Source organism: Mycolicibacterium thermoresistibile, assembly GCF_900187065.1.
Classification (GTDB): domain Bacteria; phylum Actinomycetota; class Actinomycetes; order Mycobacteriales; family Mycobacteriaceae; genus Mycobacterium; species Mycobacterium thermoresistibile.
In genome coordinates, this window is record NZ_LT906483.1 from 4,898,503 (window position 1) to 4,916,425 (window position 17,923).

Here is a 17,923-nt window from a genome sequence, read left to right on the forward strand (position 1 = left end):
TGTGCCGAAAGGACACCAGTCGAGATGAGCTTCACCCAGCACGACTATCCCGACGTCGAACCCAAGGAATTCCTGCGCAGACCGCTGCTGGAACGGATCCGCATCCTCAGCACCCACTGGGTCGAGCACGGCTTCGGCACACCGTTCATGGTCCCGCTGGTCTACGTGGCGAAGGTGACGCTGCTCTACATCCTCGGCGGCGTGGTCATCGCGACGGTGACCTCCGGACTGCCTGCCTTCTGGCATGTGTCGCAGTGGTGGGACCAGCCGATCGTCTACCAGAAGTTCATCCTGTGGACGGTCCTGCTCGAGGCCATCGGACTGGGCGGCTCCTGGGGACCCCTGGCGGGCAAGGTCAAACCGATGACCGGCGGTATCCAGTTCTGGTTGCGACGCGGAACCATCCGGCTGCGGCCGTGGGCATGGGTTCCGCTCACCGCCGGTAACCGGCGCGGCTGGCCGGACGTCATTCTCTACGCCAGTCTTCTGATCTCCCTCGTCGTCGCACTGCTGTCTCCCGGCGTGACGACCGCCTCACTGTTGGAACGGTTGCCGGACAACACTTCCGGGTTGGTGAATCCGCTGTTGATGGTCGCCCCGATCGTCCTGCTGATCCTGGTGGGATTACGCGACAAGACGATCTTCCTGGCCGCCCGCGGCGAACAGTACCTGCCTGCGATGGTGTTCTTCGCGGTGTTGGGCTTCACCGACATGATCGTCGCGCTGAAGCTGCTGATCGTGGTCGTCTGGGTCTGCGCGGGGGTCTCGAAGTTCGGCCGGCACTTCGCCCGCGTCATCCCGCCGATGACCAGCAACAGCCCCACGGTCGCCACACTGCCGGCGTTCAAACGCGCGATGTACCGGGATCCGCGCAACGACCTGCGCCCCTCCCGGCTGGCCGAGTTCATGGCTCACGTGCTGGGCACCGTGGTCGAAGTGGTGGCACCGCTGGTACTTCTGTTCTCCCACAACAAGACCCTGACGGTGGCCGCCGTCGTGCTGATGCTCGGCCTGCACCTCTACATCATCTCGGCATTCCCGCTCGCGGTCCCGCTGGAGTGGAACGTCCTGTTCTCGTTCGCCACCGTGTTCCTGTTCCTGGGGTTCCCCAGCTGGGAGGGCTATGCCGTCGGCGACATGTCCTCACCGTGGCTGACCGTGGTGATCGTCGCCGCCCTGCTCTTCTTCCCGATCCTGGGCAACGTGCGGCCCGACAAGGTGTCGTTCCTGCCCTCAATGCGCCAGTACTCGGGCAACTGGGCGTGCAGCGTGTGGGCGTTCGCCCCGGGCGCCGAGGCCAAACTCGACAGGGTGAAGCGGCCCGCGATCAACCAGATCGACCAGTTCATCGCCTACGGCTACGAACCGGAGTGGGCTGCGGTGATCATGAACCTGCCCGCCACCTTCCGGGCGATGCACACCCAGGGTCGCGGGCTGCTCTCGGTGCTTGTCAAGAATCTGCCCGACATCGACACCCGCACCGTGCGGGAGGGCGAGTGGGTGTGCAACTCGCTGATCGGCTGGAACTTCGGCGACGGCCACCTGCATGATGAACGGATGATCGCCGCCGTGCAGGAGCAGGTCGGTTTCGAGCCCGGGGACCTGGTGGTGGCCTGGGCCGAATCACAGGCCTGGGGCAGCCCGGTTCAGCACTACAAGCTGATCGACGCGGCCCTGGGCGTCATTGAGACCGGCACGTGGAGAGTCGATGACGTCGCTGAGGCCCAGCCGTGGCTGCCGAACGGTCCGGTGCCGACCACGGTCACCTGGTCCCGGTTCCGCGACGGGCGGGGGGCGGTGGTGTGACAACGGCGACGGTGGTCGGCAGCGGCCCCAACGGGCTCGCCGCCGCGGTCACGCTCGCCAAGGCGGGTGTGGCCGTCACCGTCCTGGAAGCTGCCGACGAGATCGGTGGTGGCACACGCAGTTTCGAAGCGATCGTGCCCGGTCTCCTGCACGACCACTGCTCGGCGATTCATCCCATGGCGGTCGGATCGCCGTTCATCAACGAATTCGGCCTGGACCGCCACGGCCTGCGCTGGCGCTGGCCCGACATCGACTGCGTCCACCCCCTCGACGACGGGACGGCCGGCGTGCTGCGCCGCTCCGTCGACCACACCGCCGCCGGCCTGGGTCCCGACGGTCGCGTCTGGAGGGCGCTCTTCGGCCGCCCCGTCGACCGGTTCGACGCCGTCAACGACGCCGTCATGGGACCGTTGCTGCGCGTACCGAAACACCCGCTCACGCTGGCCCGTTTCGGCGCGCCCACCGTGCTGCCCGCCTCCGCGCTGGCCCGGGTATTCCGCACCCCGGCGGCGCGGGCGCTGTGGGGCGGGGTGGCCGCGCACGCCTTCCGGCCGCTGCACCTGCCGATGACCTCAGCCATCGGGGTGGGGATCATCACCGCCGGGCACCGCCACGGCTGGGCGGTCGCCGAGGGCGGTTCCCGCGCCATCACCGATGCGATGGCCGCCCGCCTGCGGGAGTTGGGCGGCACCATCGAAACCGGGGTCCGGGTCCGCGACATCGCCGATCTCCCGCCGACCACGATCACGGTGTTCGACCTGGCCCCCGAAGCCGTCGCGGAGATCCTCGGCGACCGGCTACCCCCACGGGTGGCGCGGGCGTACCGGGCGTTCCGACGCGGGCCGGGTGCGTTCAAGGTCGACTTCGCCGTCGAGGGCGGTGTGCCCTGGTGCAACCCCGACGCCCACCGCGCCGGCACCGTGCACGTCGGCGGCACCTTCGAGGAGATCGCGGCGACCGAACGCGACGTTAACGCCGGGCGGATGCCCGAGCGCCCGTTCGTGCTGGTCGCCCAGCAGTACGTCGCTGATCCGGGCCGCTCCGTCGGCGATATCCATCCGGTGTGGAGCTACGCGCACGTGCCGCACGGCTACCCCGGTGACGCCACCGAAGCCGTCGTCGCGCAGATCGAGCGCTTCGCCCCCGGCTTCCGCGACCGCATCGTCGGCTACCGCACCGAATCCGCCGAGGGGATGGCGCGGTTCAACGCCAACTTCACCGGCGGCGACATCCTCACCGGCGCCAAGGACATCCGACAGCTGACCTTCGGACCCCGAATCACGTTGTCGCCGTACGCAACCGGTGCGCCCGGCTACTACATCTGCTCGGCGGCGACCCCGCCCGGACCCGGCGCACACGGCATGTGCGGCTATCACGCCGCGCAGACCGCGCTGCGGGAACTGGCCCGCTAGCGGGGCGCTTCGGCCTCGACACGCCCACTCACTACTTCGCCATGTTCGCGAACCGCGACAAATGCAGTTGGTGCGCAACGGTGATCGTCTTGGTCGGCCCGTTCCGGTGCTTACCGAGAATGAGGTCGGCCTCACCGCCGCGCGGATCGTCGCGGTCGAACGCGTCCGGACGGTGCAGCAGGATCACCATGTCCGCATCTTGCTCGAGACTATTATGTAGGCTTACTGCATTTGCGACGAAGTTGTGCGTGCCGGGCACCGTCGCGTCGTAGACGTCGTGCTCGCCGATGCTGGTGATCTCGACGAGCGTATCCCAGTGCACGTCATCGGTCGCGGTGTCGTGCCGTTCGCGGTCCTCGAGCAGAGCAGCGATGCGGTGCAACCGATCCCGGCTGGGGGCTCGCTTCCACAATGCTGATCCGCTGAACTGCGTGCCCATCGCCGCTGCGATCTCCCGATGGATGATCCGCTTGTCCGCCAACGCCTGCCGCACTCGTGTCCACACGTTCGTGGGCACGGTGTCGACATCGGGGTTACGGACAACCCGCTCCAGTTTCGTGATGACCGTCTGTGCGGCAACGTCTTCGAGACCTTTGACCCCGACGTGGCGCAGGAACCGCAGCTGATTCTCCGCACCATGGATCACCAGATGCCAGGAGTCGCGGAATCGGGCCTTCGTGACGCGTTTGATCCGCGCAGCGATACCCAGCCGCAGCAGCAGCAGCATGACGTCATCGACCACGCGCCGGCTCGTCGACGCATAGTAGATCCGTCCCTGACCCGCCCTGCCGTCCCAGCGCACCGAGCCGTCCGTCGCCCACAGGTGCCGCAGGAACAGCGCGATCTGATCGTTCGGCAGACGGAAAACCTCTGCCGGAACGAACTTCTCGTGACCGCTCTTCCCGAACAGGCCCAGCCTGTCCAGCCACGCCGCGATCGGATCGCGTGTGCCGTGGGTCAACCGGTACGGCGCCGGCAACCGCAACGTGGTCACCCGCGCGGCCGCATGGTCGTCCCGGACAGCCGTCACCCCGAAACGCCGCGCCGCAGTCGACAACGCCTGCAGGTTCCACTCGTCAGTGCCGGCGTACCGGACCGGCTGACGCCGCACGCACGAGCCGTCGCCGATCGTGTGCGCCAGCAGCACGACCTCGTCATCGGGCAACCGCTCGGTGTGCACCGGCTCGGGCACCCGCCGCGGCACCGCCACCCGATCCCCGACGGTCAACTCGCCCAACGGGGTCCAGCCGTCGAACGTGAGGAACGGGTGATTGGCGGTGGCTTCGACCTCCCGGCCCGATGCCAGCCGCACCTTGAACACTTCCTTGCGGCCGCTGTAGAAGACGTTCGACACCGGCCGGGCCACCATGCGGTTGCGGTCGTCGAGTGACCACACCAGCGGACGTTCACCGGTGGCCATCAGCTCGCCGAACGTCACCTCGGCGCCGGTGTCCGCGCGCAGGAGCCGGGTGTTGGCCGTCAAGCAACCCGATTCACGCAGGTCAGACACCTGGGGCTTCTTGTCGGTGCGCTGCTCCGGCCCACGGTTGAGCTGGCTGATCGCCACCACCGGCAGGTCGAGCTCCTTGGCCATCAGCTTGAGGCTGCGGGAGAAGTCCGACACCTCCTGCTGGCGCGACTCGTACTTCTTGCCCGAGGTCATCAGCTGCATGTAGTCGACGACCACGAGCCGCAGATCGGCCTTCTGCGCCAGCCGCCGCGCCTTGGCCCGGATCTCCATCATGGTCAGGTTCGGCGAGTCGTCGATGTACAGCGGCGCCTCGCTGATCTCGCTCATCCGCCGCGCCAGCCGGGTCCAGTCGTCGTCGGTCATCCGGCCCGAACGCATATCGGACAGTTTGATTTTCGCCTCGGCCGACAGCAGCCGCATGACGATCTCGGACTTGCTCATCTCCAGCGAGAAGATGATGCTGGCCATCCGGTGCTTGATCGAGCAGGACCGCATGAAGTCCAGACCCAGCGTGGAGTTGTGGGTGGGCACCATCCCCTGGCCCGCCAGATACAGGTGCGCCGGGTTGTCCACCTCGACGCAACGCACCGGCACGCTGTTGATCCGGCGCACCGCGTCGATCTGCAGCACCGGCGCCAGCAGCGCGGCGCCACCCGGCTGCTCGCCGTAGCGGGCCATCGACCCGGCGGCCGCGATGGTGTCCAGCCCGGCCCGCAACCGGGCGGTGGTGCGCACCCCGTACCCGGTCGGCCACTGGTGGTCGGCGTCGGCGACGATCACGGTGCCGTCGGAGAACTCCACCTCGTAGCACGGCCGGCCGAGCATGACCTCGGTCGCGGCGACCACCCGGGTGGGCCGGCCGTCGGCGCCGAGCAGCTCATCGCCCACCGCGACGTCGCCCATCGTGGTCCACCCGTGCGGTGTGGGCAGCGGGGTGTCGAGTGCCAGCGCCTTCCCGACACCGGGCCGGGCGGCGATGATGATCATCTGGCCCGGATGCAGCCCGTTGGTGACCTCGTCGAGTTCGATGAATCCGGTCGGCACCCCGCGGGCCAGCCCGCCCTGCGACGCGATCGCGTCGATCTCGTCCATCGTGGGCTGCAGCAGATCCTCCAGCGGGACGAAATCCTCCGACGCGCGCCGTTCGGTGACGTCGTAGATCTCCGCCTGCGCCCGGTCGACCACCTCGTTGACGTCGGCACCGTCCGCCCCGGCATAGCCGTACTGCACCACCCGGGTGCCGGCCTCCACCAGCCGGCGCAGCAGCGCCTTCTCCGCCACGATCCCGGCGTAGTAACCGGCGTTGGCGGCGGTGGGGACGGTGGAGATCAGGGTGTGCAGATACGGCGCCCCGCCGATCCGGCGCAGCAGCCCGCGGCGGTCGAGCTCGGCGGCCACGGTGACCGCGTCCGCGGGCTCACCCCGCCCGTAGAGGTCCAGGATCGCGTCGTAGACGTTCTGATGGGCGGGCTTGTAGAAGTCTCCGGGTCGCAGCTTCTCCAGGACGTCGGCGATCGCGTCCTTGCTCAGCAACATTCCCCCGAGCACTGCCTGCTCGGCGGCGAGGTCCTGCGGCGGTTGGCGACCGAAGTCCTCACTCGGCGGGGGGACATCCCGTCCGGGGTGGCCGAGATCATCGACGACAGCCACGCTCGGTATCACCTCCTCGCCTCATCGCTCGAACGTGCGTTCGGCGCCGATCCTGACGGTAAGCCAGCACACCGACAGGCCGCCGCTCGCGAACTCCGGACCAGTGCCTGCGACGGCTCACGTTAGGCGTTGCTGGGCGGGGATCAAAACGATGCTGTGGATGGAGTTGTGCATGGGCTGTGGATACCTCGGCGAGCCCATGTTGAGGCCCTGGGGAGAACCTGTGGATCATCCCGCCGTTCGACACTGTTTTCCCAGCTAAGGGCACCACACTCCGGCTGTGGATCTGTGGATGACAAGTTCTTCGGCGTGTCGTGGCGGGTTGCCGTTTCGGGCGTGTTGAGTGCCCTGGGGGTGCCCGTCGGGTGAACATCCGGTGGGGTTCGCTGGCGTGGGACGACCGGACAGTGTTCGCTGGCACCGACAGCAACGCCCGGGTGAAAAGCGGTTTCCCGCTTCACCCGGGCGTAACTGAAATCGTCGGTTGGCTACTCGGCAACCAGGTTGAGCGTGACCGTCGCGGTCACCTCGGGATGAAGCTGCAGGCTCACCTCGTGGGTGCCGACGGTCTTGATGTGCGCCTTGGGCAGCTGCACGACCCGCTTGTCGAGATTGGGTCCGCCGGCCTTCTTCAGCGCCCCCACGACCGTGGCCGGGGTGATCGAACCGAACAGCTTGCCGGTGTCCGGCGCCGCCTTGACGGGGATCTCGAGCTGGCCGAGATTCTCGATCGCGGTCTTCAGCTCGTTGGCGTGCTCACGGTCGCGGACGGCCTTGAGCTCGCGGGCGCGCCGGATCTCGGCGGCCTGCCGCTCGGCCCCGCGGGTGGCGAGGATGGCCAGGCCGCGCGGCAGCAGATAGTTACGGCCGTAGCCGTCCTTGACCTCGACGGTGTCACCGGGCGAACCGAGATGGTCCACCTCGGCGGTCAGAATGAGTTTCATCTGTCGCGTCTTTCCTACTCAGTCTCAGTCGCTCGGCCTAGCGCGCCGACGAGGTGAACGGCAGCAGCGCCATCTCCCGGGCGTTCTTCACGGCGTTGGCGATGTCGCTCTGGTGCTGCACGCAGTTGCCGGTGACGCGGCGAGCGCGGATCTTGCCCCGCTCACTGATGTACGTGCGCAGCAGCGCGGTGTCCTTGTAGTCGATGACCTGCCCCTTCTTGGAGCAGAACACGCACTTGCGGGTTTTGACCGGCTTCTCGGGGGCCGGACGTCGCTTGTTGGACTTGGCCATGTCGGTGTGTCTCTTTCCTGAATTCGCTGATGTTTCGTGTCTCTAGAAGGGCGGCTCGTCGTCGGCGTCGCCGAACGAACCCGACGCCGGGGCGCTGCCCCACGGATCGTCCTTGGGCTCGGCGGCTCCGCCGGCGGCGCGGGAACCCCCGCTGCCGAAGCCGCCGCCACCACCGCCGCGGCTCACCTTGTTCACCTTGGCGGTGGCGTACCGCAGCGACGGGCCGATCTCGTCGACCTCGAGCTCGACCACCGTGCGCTTCTCACCCTCGCGGGTTTCGAAGGACCGCTGCTTGAGCCGGCCCTGGACGATGACCCGGGTGCCCCGGGTGAGCGTCTCGGCCACGTTCTCCGCCGCCTCCCGCCAGATGTTGCAGCGCAGGAACAGTGCTTCACCGTCGCGCCACTCCCCGGTCTGGCGGTCGAAGATCCGCGGGGTCGATGCCACCGTGAAGTTGGCAACGGCGGCGCCGGACGGGGTGAAACGCAGTTCCGGGTCGGCGGTCAGATTTCCGACGACGGTGATGACGGTGTCACCAGCCACGGGGTCCTCCTGGGTGGGTTGCAGCGGACGAGTTGCACGCGAGCCTACGGAAGCGCTCTGACGAGCACGACCCGATCGCCTCTAGTGTTTGTCGGTCCGCATCACCTTGGTGCGCAGCACCGACTCGTTGAGGCTGAGCTGGCGGTCGAGTTCGGTGACGGTGGCCGGATTGGCCTTAACGTTGATGACCGCGTAGATGCCCTCGGAGTGCTTGGCGATCTCGTAGGCCAGCCGTCGGCGGCCCCAGATGTCCACCTTCTCCACGCTGCCCCCGTCCTGACGGATGACGTTGAGGAACGTCTCCAACGACGGCGCGACGGTGCGCTCGTCGAGGGTGGGGTCGAGGATGAGCATTATTTCGTACGGACGCATGGAAACCTCACCACCTCCTCTGGTCTGACGGCCGCGGTCCTTCCGCGGCAGGAGGGTCGCCTGCGTCGGCAACCGGCCCAGGGTACCGGAAATCCTCCCGACCTGTGAAATCCCGCTAAGGTGAGCTCGTTCGGCATCGAGGACGGGGGTGCCGTGAACCATCCACCCGGACCGTACGGGCAGGGGTTTTCCCGGGGAGTTTCCGGGACCGCAACCCGGCTACCCGCCAGGGCACCCGCCGGGTTACCCGCAGCCGGCGGGGTGCTCGTCCTGGCCGCGGTCATGGCGATCGTGGCCATCGTCTGCGGGGCGGTGCTCGCCGCGGGTGCGGTGCTGCTGCTGCGGCGCCGAATGGCCGGCCGGTGGCTGGTGGCCGGCGGCAGCGGGGTCATCGTCCTGCACAGCCTGGTCGTGCTGGTGGTGCAGGCCGGTCTGGCGGCGCGCCACGGCTACTTCCAGGGGCTGGGTATGACGTTCACGCACCTGACCTTCGCGACGGTCACGTTGGTGTTGGCGCTGCTGCCGTCGACGGTGCGGTGGATCCAGGCCGGCCGGCATGCTCCCGCGCCGTTCCCGCCGTACCCGCCGTACCCGGGTTGAATGCGGTCAGGCCGCCGGGACCGGTTCGGGCGCAGCCCGTTCCACCCCGATCCGCCGGGTGCTCGGCCGTAGCCAGTCGGGCAGCCGGCGCGGCGGGTTGTCGGGGGCGCGGTCGAACACGCCGCCGGACGGGTCGTCGATGCGCCCGTCCCACCGCACCAGGTCCTGCTGCGGCCGGTAGATCTGGCGGATCACCAACGCGCACAGGAGGATCACCGCGATGTCGCGGAGCAGCACGGTGGCGGTGAACCACTGCTCGGGCAGACCGCGGTTCTGCTCGCCGTACAGGTAGAGCATCCGCGGCACCCACACCAGCGCGTCGATGGTCATCCACGCCAGCAGGATGCGGCGGTGCGGCAACGCGAGCACCGCCAGCGGCACCAGCCACAGCGAGAACTGCGGACTCCACACCTTGTTGGTCAACAGGAAGACCGCCACCACCAGGAATGCCAACTGCGCCAGCCGGGGCCGCTGCGGCGCGGTCAGCGCGATCACCGCGATCGCCAGACAGCAGGCGGCGAACAGCACCGCCGACACCACGTTGAGCACCGTGGGTGGCTCCCAGAAACCGAGGTCCGGGTCGAAACCCCGCCAGCCGGTGAACGACTTGACGACGTTGTAGATCGAGTCCATGTCGTCGCCGCGGCGGGCGTTGAGCCGGAAGAACTCCGACCAGCCGCGCGGGTAGAGCACCATGATCGGCAGGTTGACCACCAGCCAGCTGACGGCCGCGGCCGCGGCGGTCTTGCCGACCTCGCGCAGCCGGCCCGCCCGGATGCCGAGCACCAGCAGCGGGCCGAGCAGCAGCAGCGGATACAGCTTGGCCGCCACCCCGAGCCCGATCAGCAGCCCGGCCAGCACCGGTCTGCGGCGCGCCCACGCCAGCAACGCCCCGGTGGCGAGAGCCACCGCCAACGCGTCGAAATTGGTGAAGATCTGGAAGATCAGGATCGGTGAGGCGGCCACCAGCGCGGCGTCCCAGATCCGCCGTCCGGCCAGCCGCGCCGTCGCCCACACGGTGGCCAGCCACGCCAGCGCCAGCCCGAATGCGGCGATGTTGAAGAACATCACCACCTCGGCGACGATCGGCACCGACACCAGTTTGGTCGCCGCGGTGTAGGTCTTGGCCAACGCCATCGAGACGTACTGGTAGAGCCCGGTCAGCACCGGATACTCCATGTACCGCACGGCCAGCCGGCCGTCATGGGTGATGTGCGGGGTGCCGGTCGAGTCGGTCTCCACCCAGCTGGACTTGTACGGGAACCTGCCCTCGTCCAGCAGTTCCGCGGTGTAGAGCGGAACCGTGTCCGAATAGCACAGCTGGTAGTAGGCGCGCTGATTGGACCAGTCGGCGACCCGCTGATCGGCGGTGCCGGTGCCGGTGGTCTGCAGACACGCCGCCTTGGTCGAGTACCCCAACGCCAGGAACACCAGCGCCAGCGCCAGCATCACCCGCAGCGGCGTCCAGAACCGGGTGCGGCCGATCAGGGCGTGCTTGCCGACCGGCCCGCCGATGACCTCGGCCAGTGCCCGGCCGAGGGTGTCGGTGCGGCTGGGGAAGTCGCGGGCGTCGAGGGACCGCCTGTCCGCCGCCGGCGGAGCCGGCGAATCCCACCCGGCCGGCGGAGCCGGCGAATCCCACCCGGCCGGCGGAGCCGGCGAGGCGGACCCGGGCAGCGCAGGGTCGGCGGCCGGGTCGCGGTCGCGTGGATCGGGGCCTGTCACGGGAACGGCTGTGGTGCGGGGGGCGGCGGCACGCCGGGCACCTGCGGTTCAGGCACCACCGGTGCGCCCGGCCCCGGCTGCTGCGGTGGGTACGGCTGCTGTGGCGAGAACGGCTGCTGCGGCGCACCCGGACCCGGCACCGGGGACTGCCCGCCGGGCGGGCCGAGCGGCACCGTCGTCGGCGGTCCCAGCGGGATCGTGATGCCAGGCGCCACTTCCACACTCGGCTGGATCACCGTCTCCGACGGCGGCGTCACCGTCGTCGTCCCGTCGTCATCCGAGGTGCGCTGCGGCGAGGGGGCCTGCGGCACCCCGGCGTAGCCGCCGATCTCGCCCGGCTTGGGGAACGACTCCCGTTCGGTACCCTTCAGGGCGCCGTCCATGGTGGCCTTCCAGATGTCCGACGGCAGGCCGGAGCCGTAGATCTTCCCGCCCCACTTGGTGCGCAGCGGTTTGTTGCCGTCGACGGTGCCGACCCACACCGCCGTCGACAGCGACGGGGTGTAGCCCACCATCCAGGCGTCCCGGTTCTCCCCGGTGTCCCCGAGCTGATGGGTGCCCGTCTTGGCGGCCGACGGCCGACCGCCGGCCAGCGCGTGCCCGTTGGAGTACGCGGCGATCGGCTGCATGGCCGCGGTGACGTTGTCGGCGACGTCCTTCTCGATGCGCTGCTCGCCGTCGTCGTCACGCTGATCGGCGTCGAACAGCACCTGGCCTTCGGAGTTCACCACCTTCTGCACGAAGTGCGGCCGGTGGTACACACCGGAGTTGGCCAGGGTGGCGTACGCCGAGGCCATGTCGATCGGACGGGACTGATACTGCCCCAGCACGATTCCATTGTTCGGCGGTCCGCCCTTGCCGTCCTCGGACAGGGTGTGCTCGATCCCGGGGATGCTCTCGGCGATCCCGGCGCGGTGCGCGGCGTCGGCGACGTCCTCGGGCCCGTTCTTCAGTTCCAGCATCAACCGGTAGAAGCTGGTGTTCAGTGACCGCTTCAGCGCCTCGGCGATATTGCACCGCCCGCAGCTGCTGCCCTCGACGTTGGTGATCTCGATGCCGTTGACCGTCAGCGGCGAGCTGTCCACCTGATAGCCCAGCCCCATGCCCTGCTCGAGCGCGGCCACCAACGCGAACACCTTGAACGACGAACCGGTGGGCACCGCGGCCTGCGCGAAGTCGTAGCCGTTGGCGTCCGAACCGCCGTAATAGGCCTTCACCGCACCGGTGCGCGGATCGATGGACACCACCGCGGCCCGCATGTCGGGGTCCTGGCCCTCCAGGTAGGTCTCGACCGCATCCACCGCGGCCTGCTGTGCCTGCGGGTCGATCGTCGTGGTGATCTGCAGACCCTCGGTGTTGAGGGCCTGCTCACTGATGTTGAACAGCTCCAGCAGCTCCCGGGTGACCTGCCGTTCGATCAGCCCGTTGGGGCCGGTGGTCTGGTTCTGCGACCGCGCCAGTTCCGGCGGCACCGTCGGCGGGAACACCTGCGCGGCCCGCTCCTGCGGCGACAGCGCGCCGATCTCCACCATCCCGTCGAGCACCCAGTTCCACCGCGTCTCCGCGCCCTGCGGATCGGCGGCCGGGTCCAGCGTCGAGGGCCGCTGGATCAGCGCGGCCAGCAGCGCCCCCTCGGCGACGTTGAGTTCCTCGACCGGTTTGTCGAAGTACGCCCGCGACGCGGCCGCCACCCCGTAGGCGCCCCGACCGAAATAGATGATGTTCAGGTACGACTGCATCACCTGGTCCTTGGACCACTGGCGCGACATCTTCGTCGAGATCACCAGCTCCTTGGCCTTCCGGATCAGGCCCCGCACGCCCACCCGCTCGGAACCGACCAGGGCGTTCTTGACGTACTGCTGGGTGATGGTCGAACCGCCCTGGACGTCACCGCCGAAGATGTTGTTGCCGATCGCGCGGGCGAACCCGGTGAAGGAGAAACCCGGGTTGGAGTAGAAGTCACGGTCCTCGGCGGCCATCACCGCGTCACGCACGTGCACCGGTATCTGGTTGATGTTCACATCGATCCGGTTGCCTTCGGGCGGCACGATTCTCGCCAGCTCACTGCCGTCGCTGGCCAGGATCGTCGACACCTGGTTGGTCCGGATGTCACCCGGTCTCGGCACGTCGACGATCAGGTAGGCCATCACGAACGTGATGATGGGCAGCACCAGCAGCGCCACCGCCCCGGCGAACAGGCCGCGGCGCACCCAGCGCCAGTTGATCCGGTCGAACCAGTTCGCCGGCTCCTCCGGCGGCTCCCCGGGCCCGCCCGGCCCCCGGCCGCGGCCCCGGGGCGGCGGAGGCGGCTGCTGCGGCGGCTGCTGGGGCGGTCGGGTCGGCGGGGCGCCGTTCAGCGCCGCCGTGACGATGTCGATCGGATCGCGCAGCTCCGGATCCGGTTCATCGCGGACCGGGGGCAGCACCGAGGTGCGCCGGTCATCGGGTGGGACGGCCGAGCGGGGACGCCGCGGCGGCTGCGGGCCCGATTGGTGCGGCCCCGGTTGCCGGGGCCTGACCTCACGCTGGGGTGGACGTGCGCCGGCACCGTCAGCGCCGCGCCCGTGGCGGGCGTCGCCGGCTGACCGGTTGTGGCGTCCTTCGTTACTCACTGGCCGTGCGCGCTCCGTCGCGCGCGGTCCGGGTGCCGCGGGTGCGCGTCCCCTTCGGAGGCCGCGTCTTGCCGAGCACATACGACTTGACCAGGTGATTCCAGCTGCAGGTGCGGCATACCTCCACCACGTGTACGGAGAATTCGTCGTAGCGGGACGCCAACACGACCAATTCCTCGGCGGTGCGCGCCGACCCTGACACCGCACCCAGATGGTCCCCGAAGACCCATGACACCAACGTGAGCTGTTCCTTGCGGCAGATCGGGCACATCACCGAGCTGGGCTTCCCGTGGAACTTCGCGGCGCGCAGCAGATACGGGTTGGCGTCGCACACCTCGTAGACGCCGGTACGCCCGGAGTACACGTCGGCCAGCAGGGACCGTCGCCGCAGGGCGTAATCCACCACTTGTCGCTGCAGTCGCACGATGACCAGAGTACGTCGGCGCTGCGACCGACGACGTTCGACTTGACCACCACGCGCCGGGTTACCCGTTTCGGTCTGCACCGATGCCCGCGGAGAAGGTCGTCACAGACCGGCTCTCGAGCCGCCGGGGCTCTACGATCGGACGGTGGCATCGAGAAGTCCCGGCCGGCGGACGGCGACCACCCGCGCACGGGACGCCGATCGGCACGACACCTGCCAGATCCTCGACACCGCGCTGGACGAGGGTCAGCTGTCGATGACCGAACACCGCGATCGGGTCCGGCTGGCCACCCACGCCACCACCCTCGGGGAACTGCAGGAACTGGTCGCCGATCTGCAGACCACCAACGCCTCGGTGCAGCTGCCGGCGCCCACCAAGCCGGTGGCCGCCGCGGGATGGGGCATCCGGGCGGCGACGGCCGCGGTGCTGGTGGTCGTCGGCATCGCGATCGGCTGGGGGCTCTTCGGCGGAGCCGGGTCCGCACCGCTGGGCTCGGGTGCCGGCGGGGGCGCCGGCAGCGCCGCGGACCCGGGCGCCCGGGCCGACGGGGTCGATCCGGTCGTGCTGACACCGCCGCGACAGTTGCATTCGCTGGGCGGGCTGACCGGGCTGCTGGACCAGATGCGGCAGCGGTTCGGTGACACCATGGGCTACCGGCTGGTGGTGTATCCGGAATACGCGAACCTGACCCGGCCCGATCCCGCCGAGCAGCGCCGGGAGCTGAACTACCACTACCGCGGCGGCTGGGACGATGCGCGCGCCACCCCGAGGTCCGGTGACGCCCGGCTGGTGGATCTGGCCGCCTTCGATCCCGCGACCATCGTCGGGGTGCTGCGCGGCGCTCCGGAGACGCTCGGCATCGCACCGGACGAGGTGACCAACACCTATCTGATCTTCGACGGCGGCCCCGGCGAGGGGCCGGATGCGCTGACCATCTCGGTGTACGTGTCCAGCGACTTCGGCGGCGGCTACATCGCGCTGGCCGGCGACGGCACCGTCAAACGGATCAACTACCCCTGACCGGACGCCGGAGGGTCAGCCGGCGGGATGAAGGCCCGGCAGCTGCGGCGGGCCGCCATCAGCTGTCGCAGCACGGCGGCCTCGCCGCCCTCGAGTCCGGTGGACGCGCGGTCATGACCGATGGTCGTCATCTGAGCTCCGTGATCGCAGGGCTGCCGCCGCGGCCCGGTCGCGCGTCTCCGGCCGCGCCCCGTGCCCGGTAGCGGTATCTGATTCACATTCGCCGTGACCTCAGGCGATCGCCTTCGGGCGTCTGGAGGGGTCGGGTCACGACCGGTCCACCCGCCGCGGTGGCGTCGGGAGGGCCGTCGGGCGAACGGCGGGTGAACGGCGGGCAACGCCGATGTAGCGTCCTATATATCGGCGCGATACTATTGCGCGAGGTGTCGGACGGACGTAACGGCCGGTATGCGCAGACAAGGAGGTGATTCGACTGCTGGAGCTCGCCATCCTCGGGCTGCTGCTCGAATCCCCGATGCACGGTTACGAACTGCGCAAACGGCTCACCGGTCTGCTCGGTGCGTTCCGCGCGTTCTCCTACGGATCGCTGTACCCGGCGTTGCGCCGGATGCAGGCCGACGGCCTGATCGTCGAGGATCCGGCACCGGACGGTACGCCCAAGGTCCGCCGTGCCCGCAGGGTGTACCGCCTCACCGAGGCCGGCAAGCAACGGTTCACCGAGCTCGTTGCCGACACCGGTCCACAGAACTACTCCGACGATGGTTTCGGAGTTCACCTGGCGTTCTTCAACCGCACCCCGGCCGAGGCCCGGATGCGGATCCTGGAGGGGCGTCGTCGTCAGGTGGAGGAACGCCGCGAAGGTCTGCGTGAAGCAATTGCGCGGGCCAGCAACTCATTTGATCGCTACACCCGGCAGCTACATCAGCTCGGGTTGGAGTCCAGTGAGCGCGAGGTCAACTGGCTCAATGATCTGATCGCGGCAGAACGCATGGCGCAGGGTCGCGCCGAGCAGCCTTGACCGGGCCGCGAGCACCACAGAAATACGAGAGGAATCGTTTTCATGTCTGAGCAGAAGGACATCCGAGTCGCGATCGTCGGTGTGGGTAACTGCGCCGCATCGCTGGTGCAGGGGGTGGAGTACTACAAGGACGCCGACGAGAACGCCACGGTGCCCGGTCTGATGCACGTTCGCTTCGGCCCGTACCACGTTCGCGACGTCAACTTCGTCGCCGCGTTCGACGTCGACGCCAAGAAGGTCGGCTTCGACCTGTCCGAGGCGATCGTCGCGTCCGAGAACAACACCATCAAGATCGCCGACGTGCCGCCGACCGACGTCGTCGTGCAGCGGGGCCCGACCCTGGACGGCATCGGCAAGTACTACGCCGACACCATCGAGGTCTCCGACGCCGAGCCCGTCGATGTGGTGAAGGCGCTCAAGGAGGCCGAGGTCGACGTGCTGGTGTCCTACCTGCCGGTCGGCTCGGAGGAGGCGGACAAGTTCTACGCCCAGTGCTGCATCGACGCCGGCGTGGCCTTCGTCAACGCGCTGCCGGTGTTCATCGCCTCCGACCCGGTGTGGGCCAAGAAGTTCGCCGACGCCGGGGTGCCGATCGTCGGTGACGACATCAAGAGCCAGATCGGCGCCACCATCACCCACCGCGTGATGGCCAAGCTGTTCGAGGACCGCGGTGTGCAGCTGGACCGCACCATGCAGCTCAACGTCGGCGGCAACATGGACTTCCTCAACATGCTCGAGCGGGAGCGGCTGGAGTCCAAGAAGATCTCCAAGACCCAGGCCGTCACCTCGAACCTGCAGAAGGAGTTCAAGACCAAGGACGTGCACATCGGCCCGTCCGACCACGTCGGCTGGCTCGACGACCGCAAGTGGGCCTACGTCCGGCTGGAGGGCCGCGCCTTCGGTGACGTGCCGCTGAACCTGGAGTACAAGCTCGAGGTGTGGGACTCGCCGAACTCCGCGGGTGTGATCATCGACGCGATCCGCGCCGCGAAGATCGCCAAGGACCGCGGCATCGGCGGCCCGATCGAGTCGGCGTCGGCCTACCTGATGAAGAGCCCGCCGACCCAGATGCCCGACGACATCGCCCGCGCGAAGCTCGAAGAGTTCATCAAGGGCTGACTCGAGGACTCTGCCGTCAGATCGCGTGTCGCCGAGATGTCGTGATCTGACGGCAGAGTGAGCAGTCCTCCACACATGCCGATGGGTTCAGACGAGTTTCGGTATCTGCCCGAGAACGCCGAGCAGGCCGGTGTCGACACGATCCCGCCTGCTCGGCGGGTCGGCCACGGCCCGATCAGCGCGCTGCAGTTCGGCACCGCGCCGCCGCGGCTGGTGTTCCTGCACGGCGGCGGCCAGAACGCGCACACCTGGGACACCGTGATCGTCGGTCTCGGCGAGCCCGCCCTGGCCGTCGACCTGCCCGGACACGGTCATTCGGCGTGGCGCGAGGACGGCGACTACGGCCCGAAGACCAACGCCGACACCCTGGCGCCGGTGCTGCGTGACTTCGCCCCGCAGCCCGACCTGGTGGTCGGCATGTCGCTGGGCGGGCTGACCGCGCTACGGCTCGCGGTGACCGCGCCCGAGTTGGTGCCGCGACTGGTCCTCGTCGACGTCACCCCGTCCGCGCCGAGACGCCACACCGAGATGACCGACGAGCAGAAGGGCACCGTCGCGCTGGTGGAGGGGCCGCGGACCTTCGACAGCTTCGAGGCCATGGTCGAGCTGACCGTCGCGGCCGCCCCGCACCGTGATCCGGCGGCGCTGCGGCGCGGGGTGTTCCACAACTCCAAACAGCTCGACGACGGCACCTGGACGTGGCGCTACGACTCCATCCGCAAGGGTGACGGGTTTGAGGGTCTGTGGGACGACGTCCCCCGCCTCACCACCCCCACCACCCTGATCCGGGGCGCCAGGTCGGCCTTCGTCAACGACGAGGACGCCGCCGAATTCGCCCGCACCGCACCCGGGTTCCAAGGCGTTCACGTGGTCCCCGACGCCGGGCACTCGGTGCAGAGCGATCAGCCCCGCGCGCTCATCGGGCTGTTGCGCGACATCTTGAACACCTGACG

The 17,923-nt window shown here is 68.8% G+C and carries 16 protein-coding genes; 7 read left to right on the forward strand and 9 right to left on the reverse strand.

The window, feature by feature from the left end:
- Positions 1-24: 24 nt before the first annotated feature.
- Together CKW28_RS23235 and CKW28_RS23240 are read left to right on the forward strand one after the other, a co-directional pair.
- Positions 25-1,806, forward strand: a complete 1,782-nt coding sequence (locus CKW28_RS23235) for a DUF3556 domain-containing protein (RefSeq protein WP_003925589.1) — start codon at positions 25-27, stop codon at positions 1,804-1,806.
- Positions 1,803-3,218: a phytoene desaturase family protein gene (locus tag CKW28_RS23240; protein ID WP_040547452.1), complete on the forward strand. Its 1,416-nt coding sequence runs from the start codon at positions 1,803-1,805 to the stop codon at positions 3,216-3,218. Before CKW28_RS23235 ends, CKW28_RS23240 begins: the two co-directional genes overlap by 4 nt.
- Before the next feature lie 31 nt (positions 3,219-3,249).
- Here CKW28_RS23240 and CKW28_RS23245 read toward each other — a convergent pair whose 3' ends face one another.
- From CKW28_RS23245 to rpsF, 5 genes are all read right to left on the reverse strand, one after another.
- Positions 3,250-6,339, reverse strand: a complete 3,090-nt coding sequence (locus tag CKW28_RS23245) for a replicative DNA helicase (RefSeq protein WP_003925591.1) — start codon at positions 6,337-6,339, stop codon at positions 3,250-3,252.
- A 488-nt stretch (positions 6,340-6,827) separates the two neighbouring features.
- On the reverse strand, positions 6,828-7,283 hold the full coding sequence (gene rplI / locus CKW28_RS23250; RefSeq protein ID WP_003925592.1) for a 50S ribosomal protein L9: 456 nt from the start codon (positions 7,281-7,283) through the stop codon (positions 6,828-6,830).
- Between the two features lie 37 nt (positions 7,284-7,320).
- Positions 7,321-7,575: a 30S ribosomal protein S18 gene (rpsR, locus tag CKW28_RS23255; RefSeq protein ID WP_003925593.1), complete on the reverse strand. Its 255-nt coding sequence runs from the start codon at positions 7,573-7,575 to the stop codon at positions 7,321-7,323.
- Positions 7,576-7,617: 42 nt separating this feature from the next.
- Positions 7,618-8,118, reverse strand: a complete 501-nt coding sequence (locus CKW28_RS23260) for a single-stranded DNA-binding protein (protein WP_003925594.1) — start codon at positions 8,116-8,118, stop codon at positions 7,618-7,620.
- An 81-nt stretch (positions 8,119-8,199) separates the two neighbouring features.
- Positions 8,200-8,490 carry a 30S ribosomal protein S6 gene (gene rpsF, locus CKW28_RS23265; protein WP_003925595.1) on the reverse strand — a complete coding sequence of 97 codons (291 nt, stop codon included), beginning with the start codon at positions 8,488-8,490 and terminating at the stop codon, positions 8,200-8,202.
- A 120-nt stretch (positions 8,491-8,610) separates the two neighbouring features.
- Between rpsF and CKW28_RS23270 the strand changes: the two genes are divergently transcribed.
- Positions 8,611-9,090, forward strand: coding sequence for a hypothetical protein (locus CKW28_RS23270; protein WP_131588040.1), 480 nt, complete (start codon positions 8,611-8,613; stop codon positions 9,088-9,090).
- A 6-nt stretch (positions 9,091-9,096) separates the two neighbouring features.
- Here the strand turns inward: CKW28_RS23270 and CKW28_RS23275 are convergent, their stop codons facing one another.
- The 3 genes from CKW28_RS23275 to CKW28_RS23285 form a co-directional block, all read right to left on the reverse strand.
- Positions 9,097-10,767, reverse strand: coding sequence for a glycosyltransferase family 87 protein (locus CKW28_RS23275; RefSeq protein WP_050812021.1), 1,671 nt, complete (start codon positions 10,765-10,767; stop codon positions 9,097-9,099).
- 44 nt (positions 10,768-10,811) lie between these two features.
- Complete coding sequence (locus CKW28_RS23280; RefSeq protein ID WP_061252246.1) at positions 10,812-13,241, reverse strand: transglycosylase domain-containing protein; 2,430 nt, start codon at positions 13,239-13,241, stop codon at positions 10,812-10,814.
- Between the two features lie 178 nt (positions 13,242-13,419).
- Positions 13,420-13,851 carry a DUF5318 domain-containing protein gene (locus CKW28_RS23285; protein ID WP_061252245.1) on the reverse strand — a complete coding sequence of 144 codons (432 nt, stop codon included), beginning with the start codon at positions 13,849-13,851 and terminating at the stop codon, positions 13,420-13,422.
- Positions 13,852-13,996: 145 nt separating this feature from the next.
- On the opposite strand from CKW28_RS23285, the gene CKW28_RS23290 reads away from it, so the two are divergent.
- On the forward strand, positions 13,997-14,872 hold the full coding sequence (locus CKW28_RS23290; protein ID WP_061252244.1) for a DUF1707 SHOCT-like domain-containing protein: 876 nt from the start codon (positions 13,997-13,999) through the stop codon (positions 14,870-14,872).
- Here the strand turns inward: CKW28_RS23290 and CKW28_RS23775 are convergent.
- Complete coding sequence (locus tag CKW28_RS23775) at positions 14,863-15,003, reverse strand: hypothetical protein (protein ID WP_003925600.1); 141 nt, start codon at positions 15,001-15,003, stop codon at positions 14,863-14,865. The two genes, CKW28_RS23290 and CKW28_RS23775, sit on opposite strands and share 10 nt — an antisense overlap.
- Before the next feature lie 302 nt (positions 15,004-15,305).
- Between CKW28_RS23775 and CKW28_RS23295 the strand changes: the two genes are divergently transcribed.
- The 3 genes from CKW28_RS23295 (at position 15,306) to CKW28_RS23305 (ending at position 17,921) form a co-directional block, all read left to right on the forward strand.
- Complete coding sequence (locus CKW28_RS23295; protein ID WP_040547456.1) at positions 15,306-15,851, forward strand: PadR family transcriptional regulator; 546 nt, start codon at positions 15,306-15,308, stop codon at positions 15,849-15,851.
- A gap of 42 nt (positions 15,852-15,893) precedes the next feature.
- Positions 15,894-16,970 (forward strand): inositol-3-phosphate synthase, encoded by a 1,077-nt coding sequence (locus CKW28_RS23300; RefSeq protein WP_003925602.1) that lies wholly within the window; start codon positions 15,894-15,896, stop codon positions 16,968-16,970.
- A gap of 75 nt (positions 16,971-17,045) precedes the next feature.
- Positions 17,046-17,921 carry an Rv0045c family esterase gene (locus CKW28_RS23305; protein ID WP_003925603.1) on the forward strand — a complete coding sequence of 292 codons (876 nt, stop codon included), beginning with the start codon at positions 17,046-17,048 and terminating at the stop codon, positions 17,919-17,921.
- The last annotated feature ends 2 nt before the right edge of the window (positions 17,922-17,923 follow it).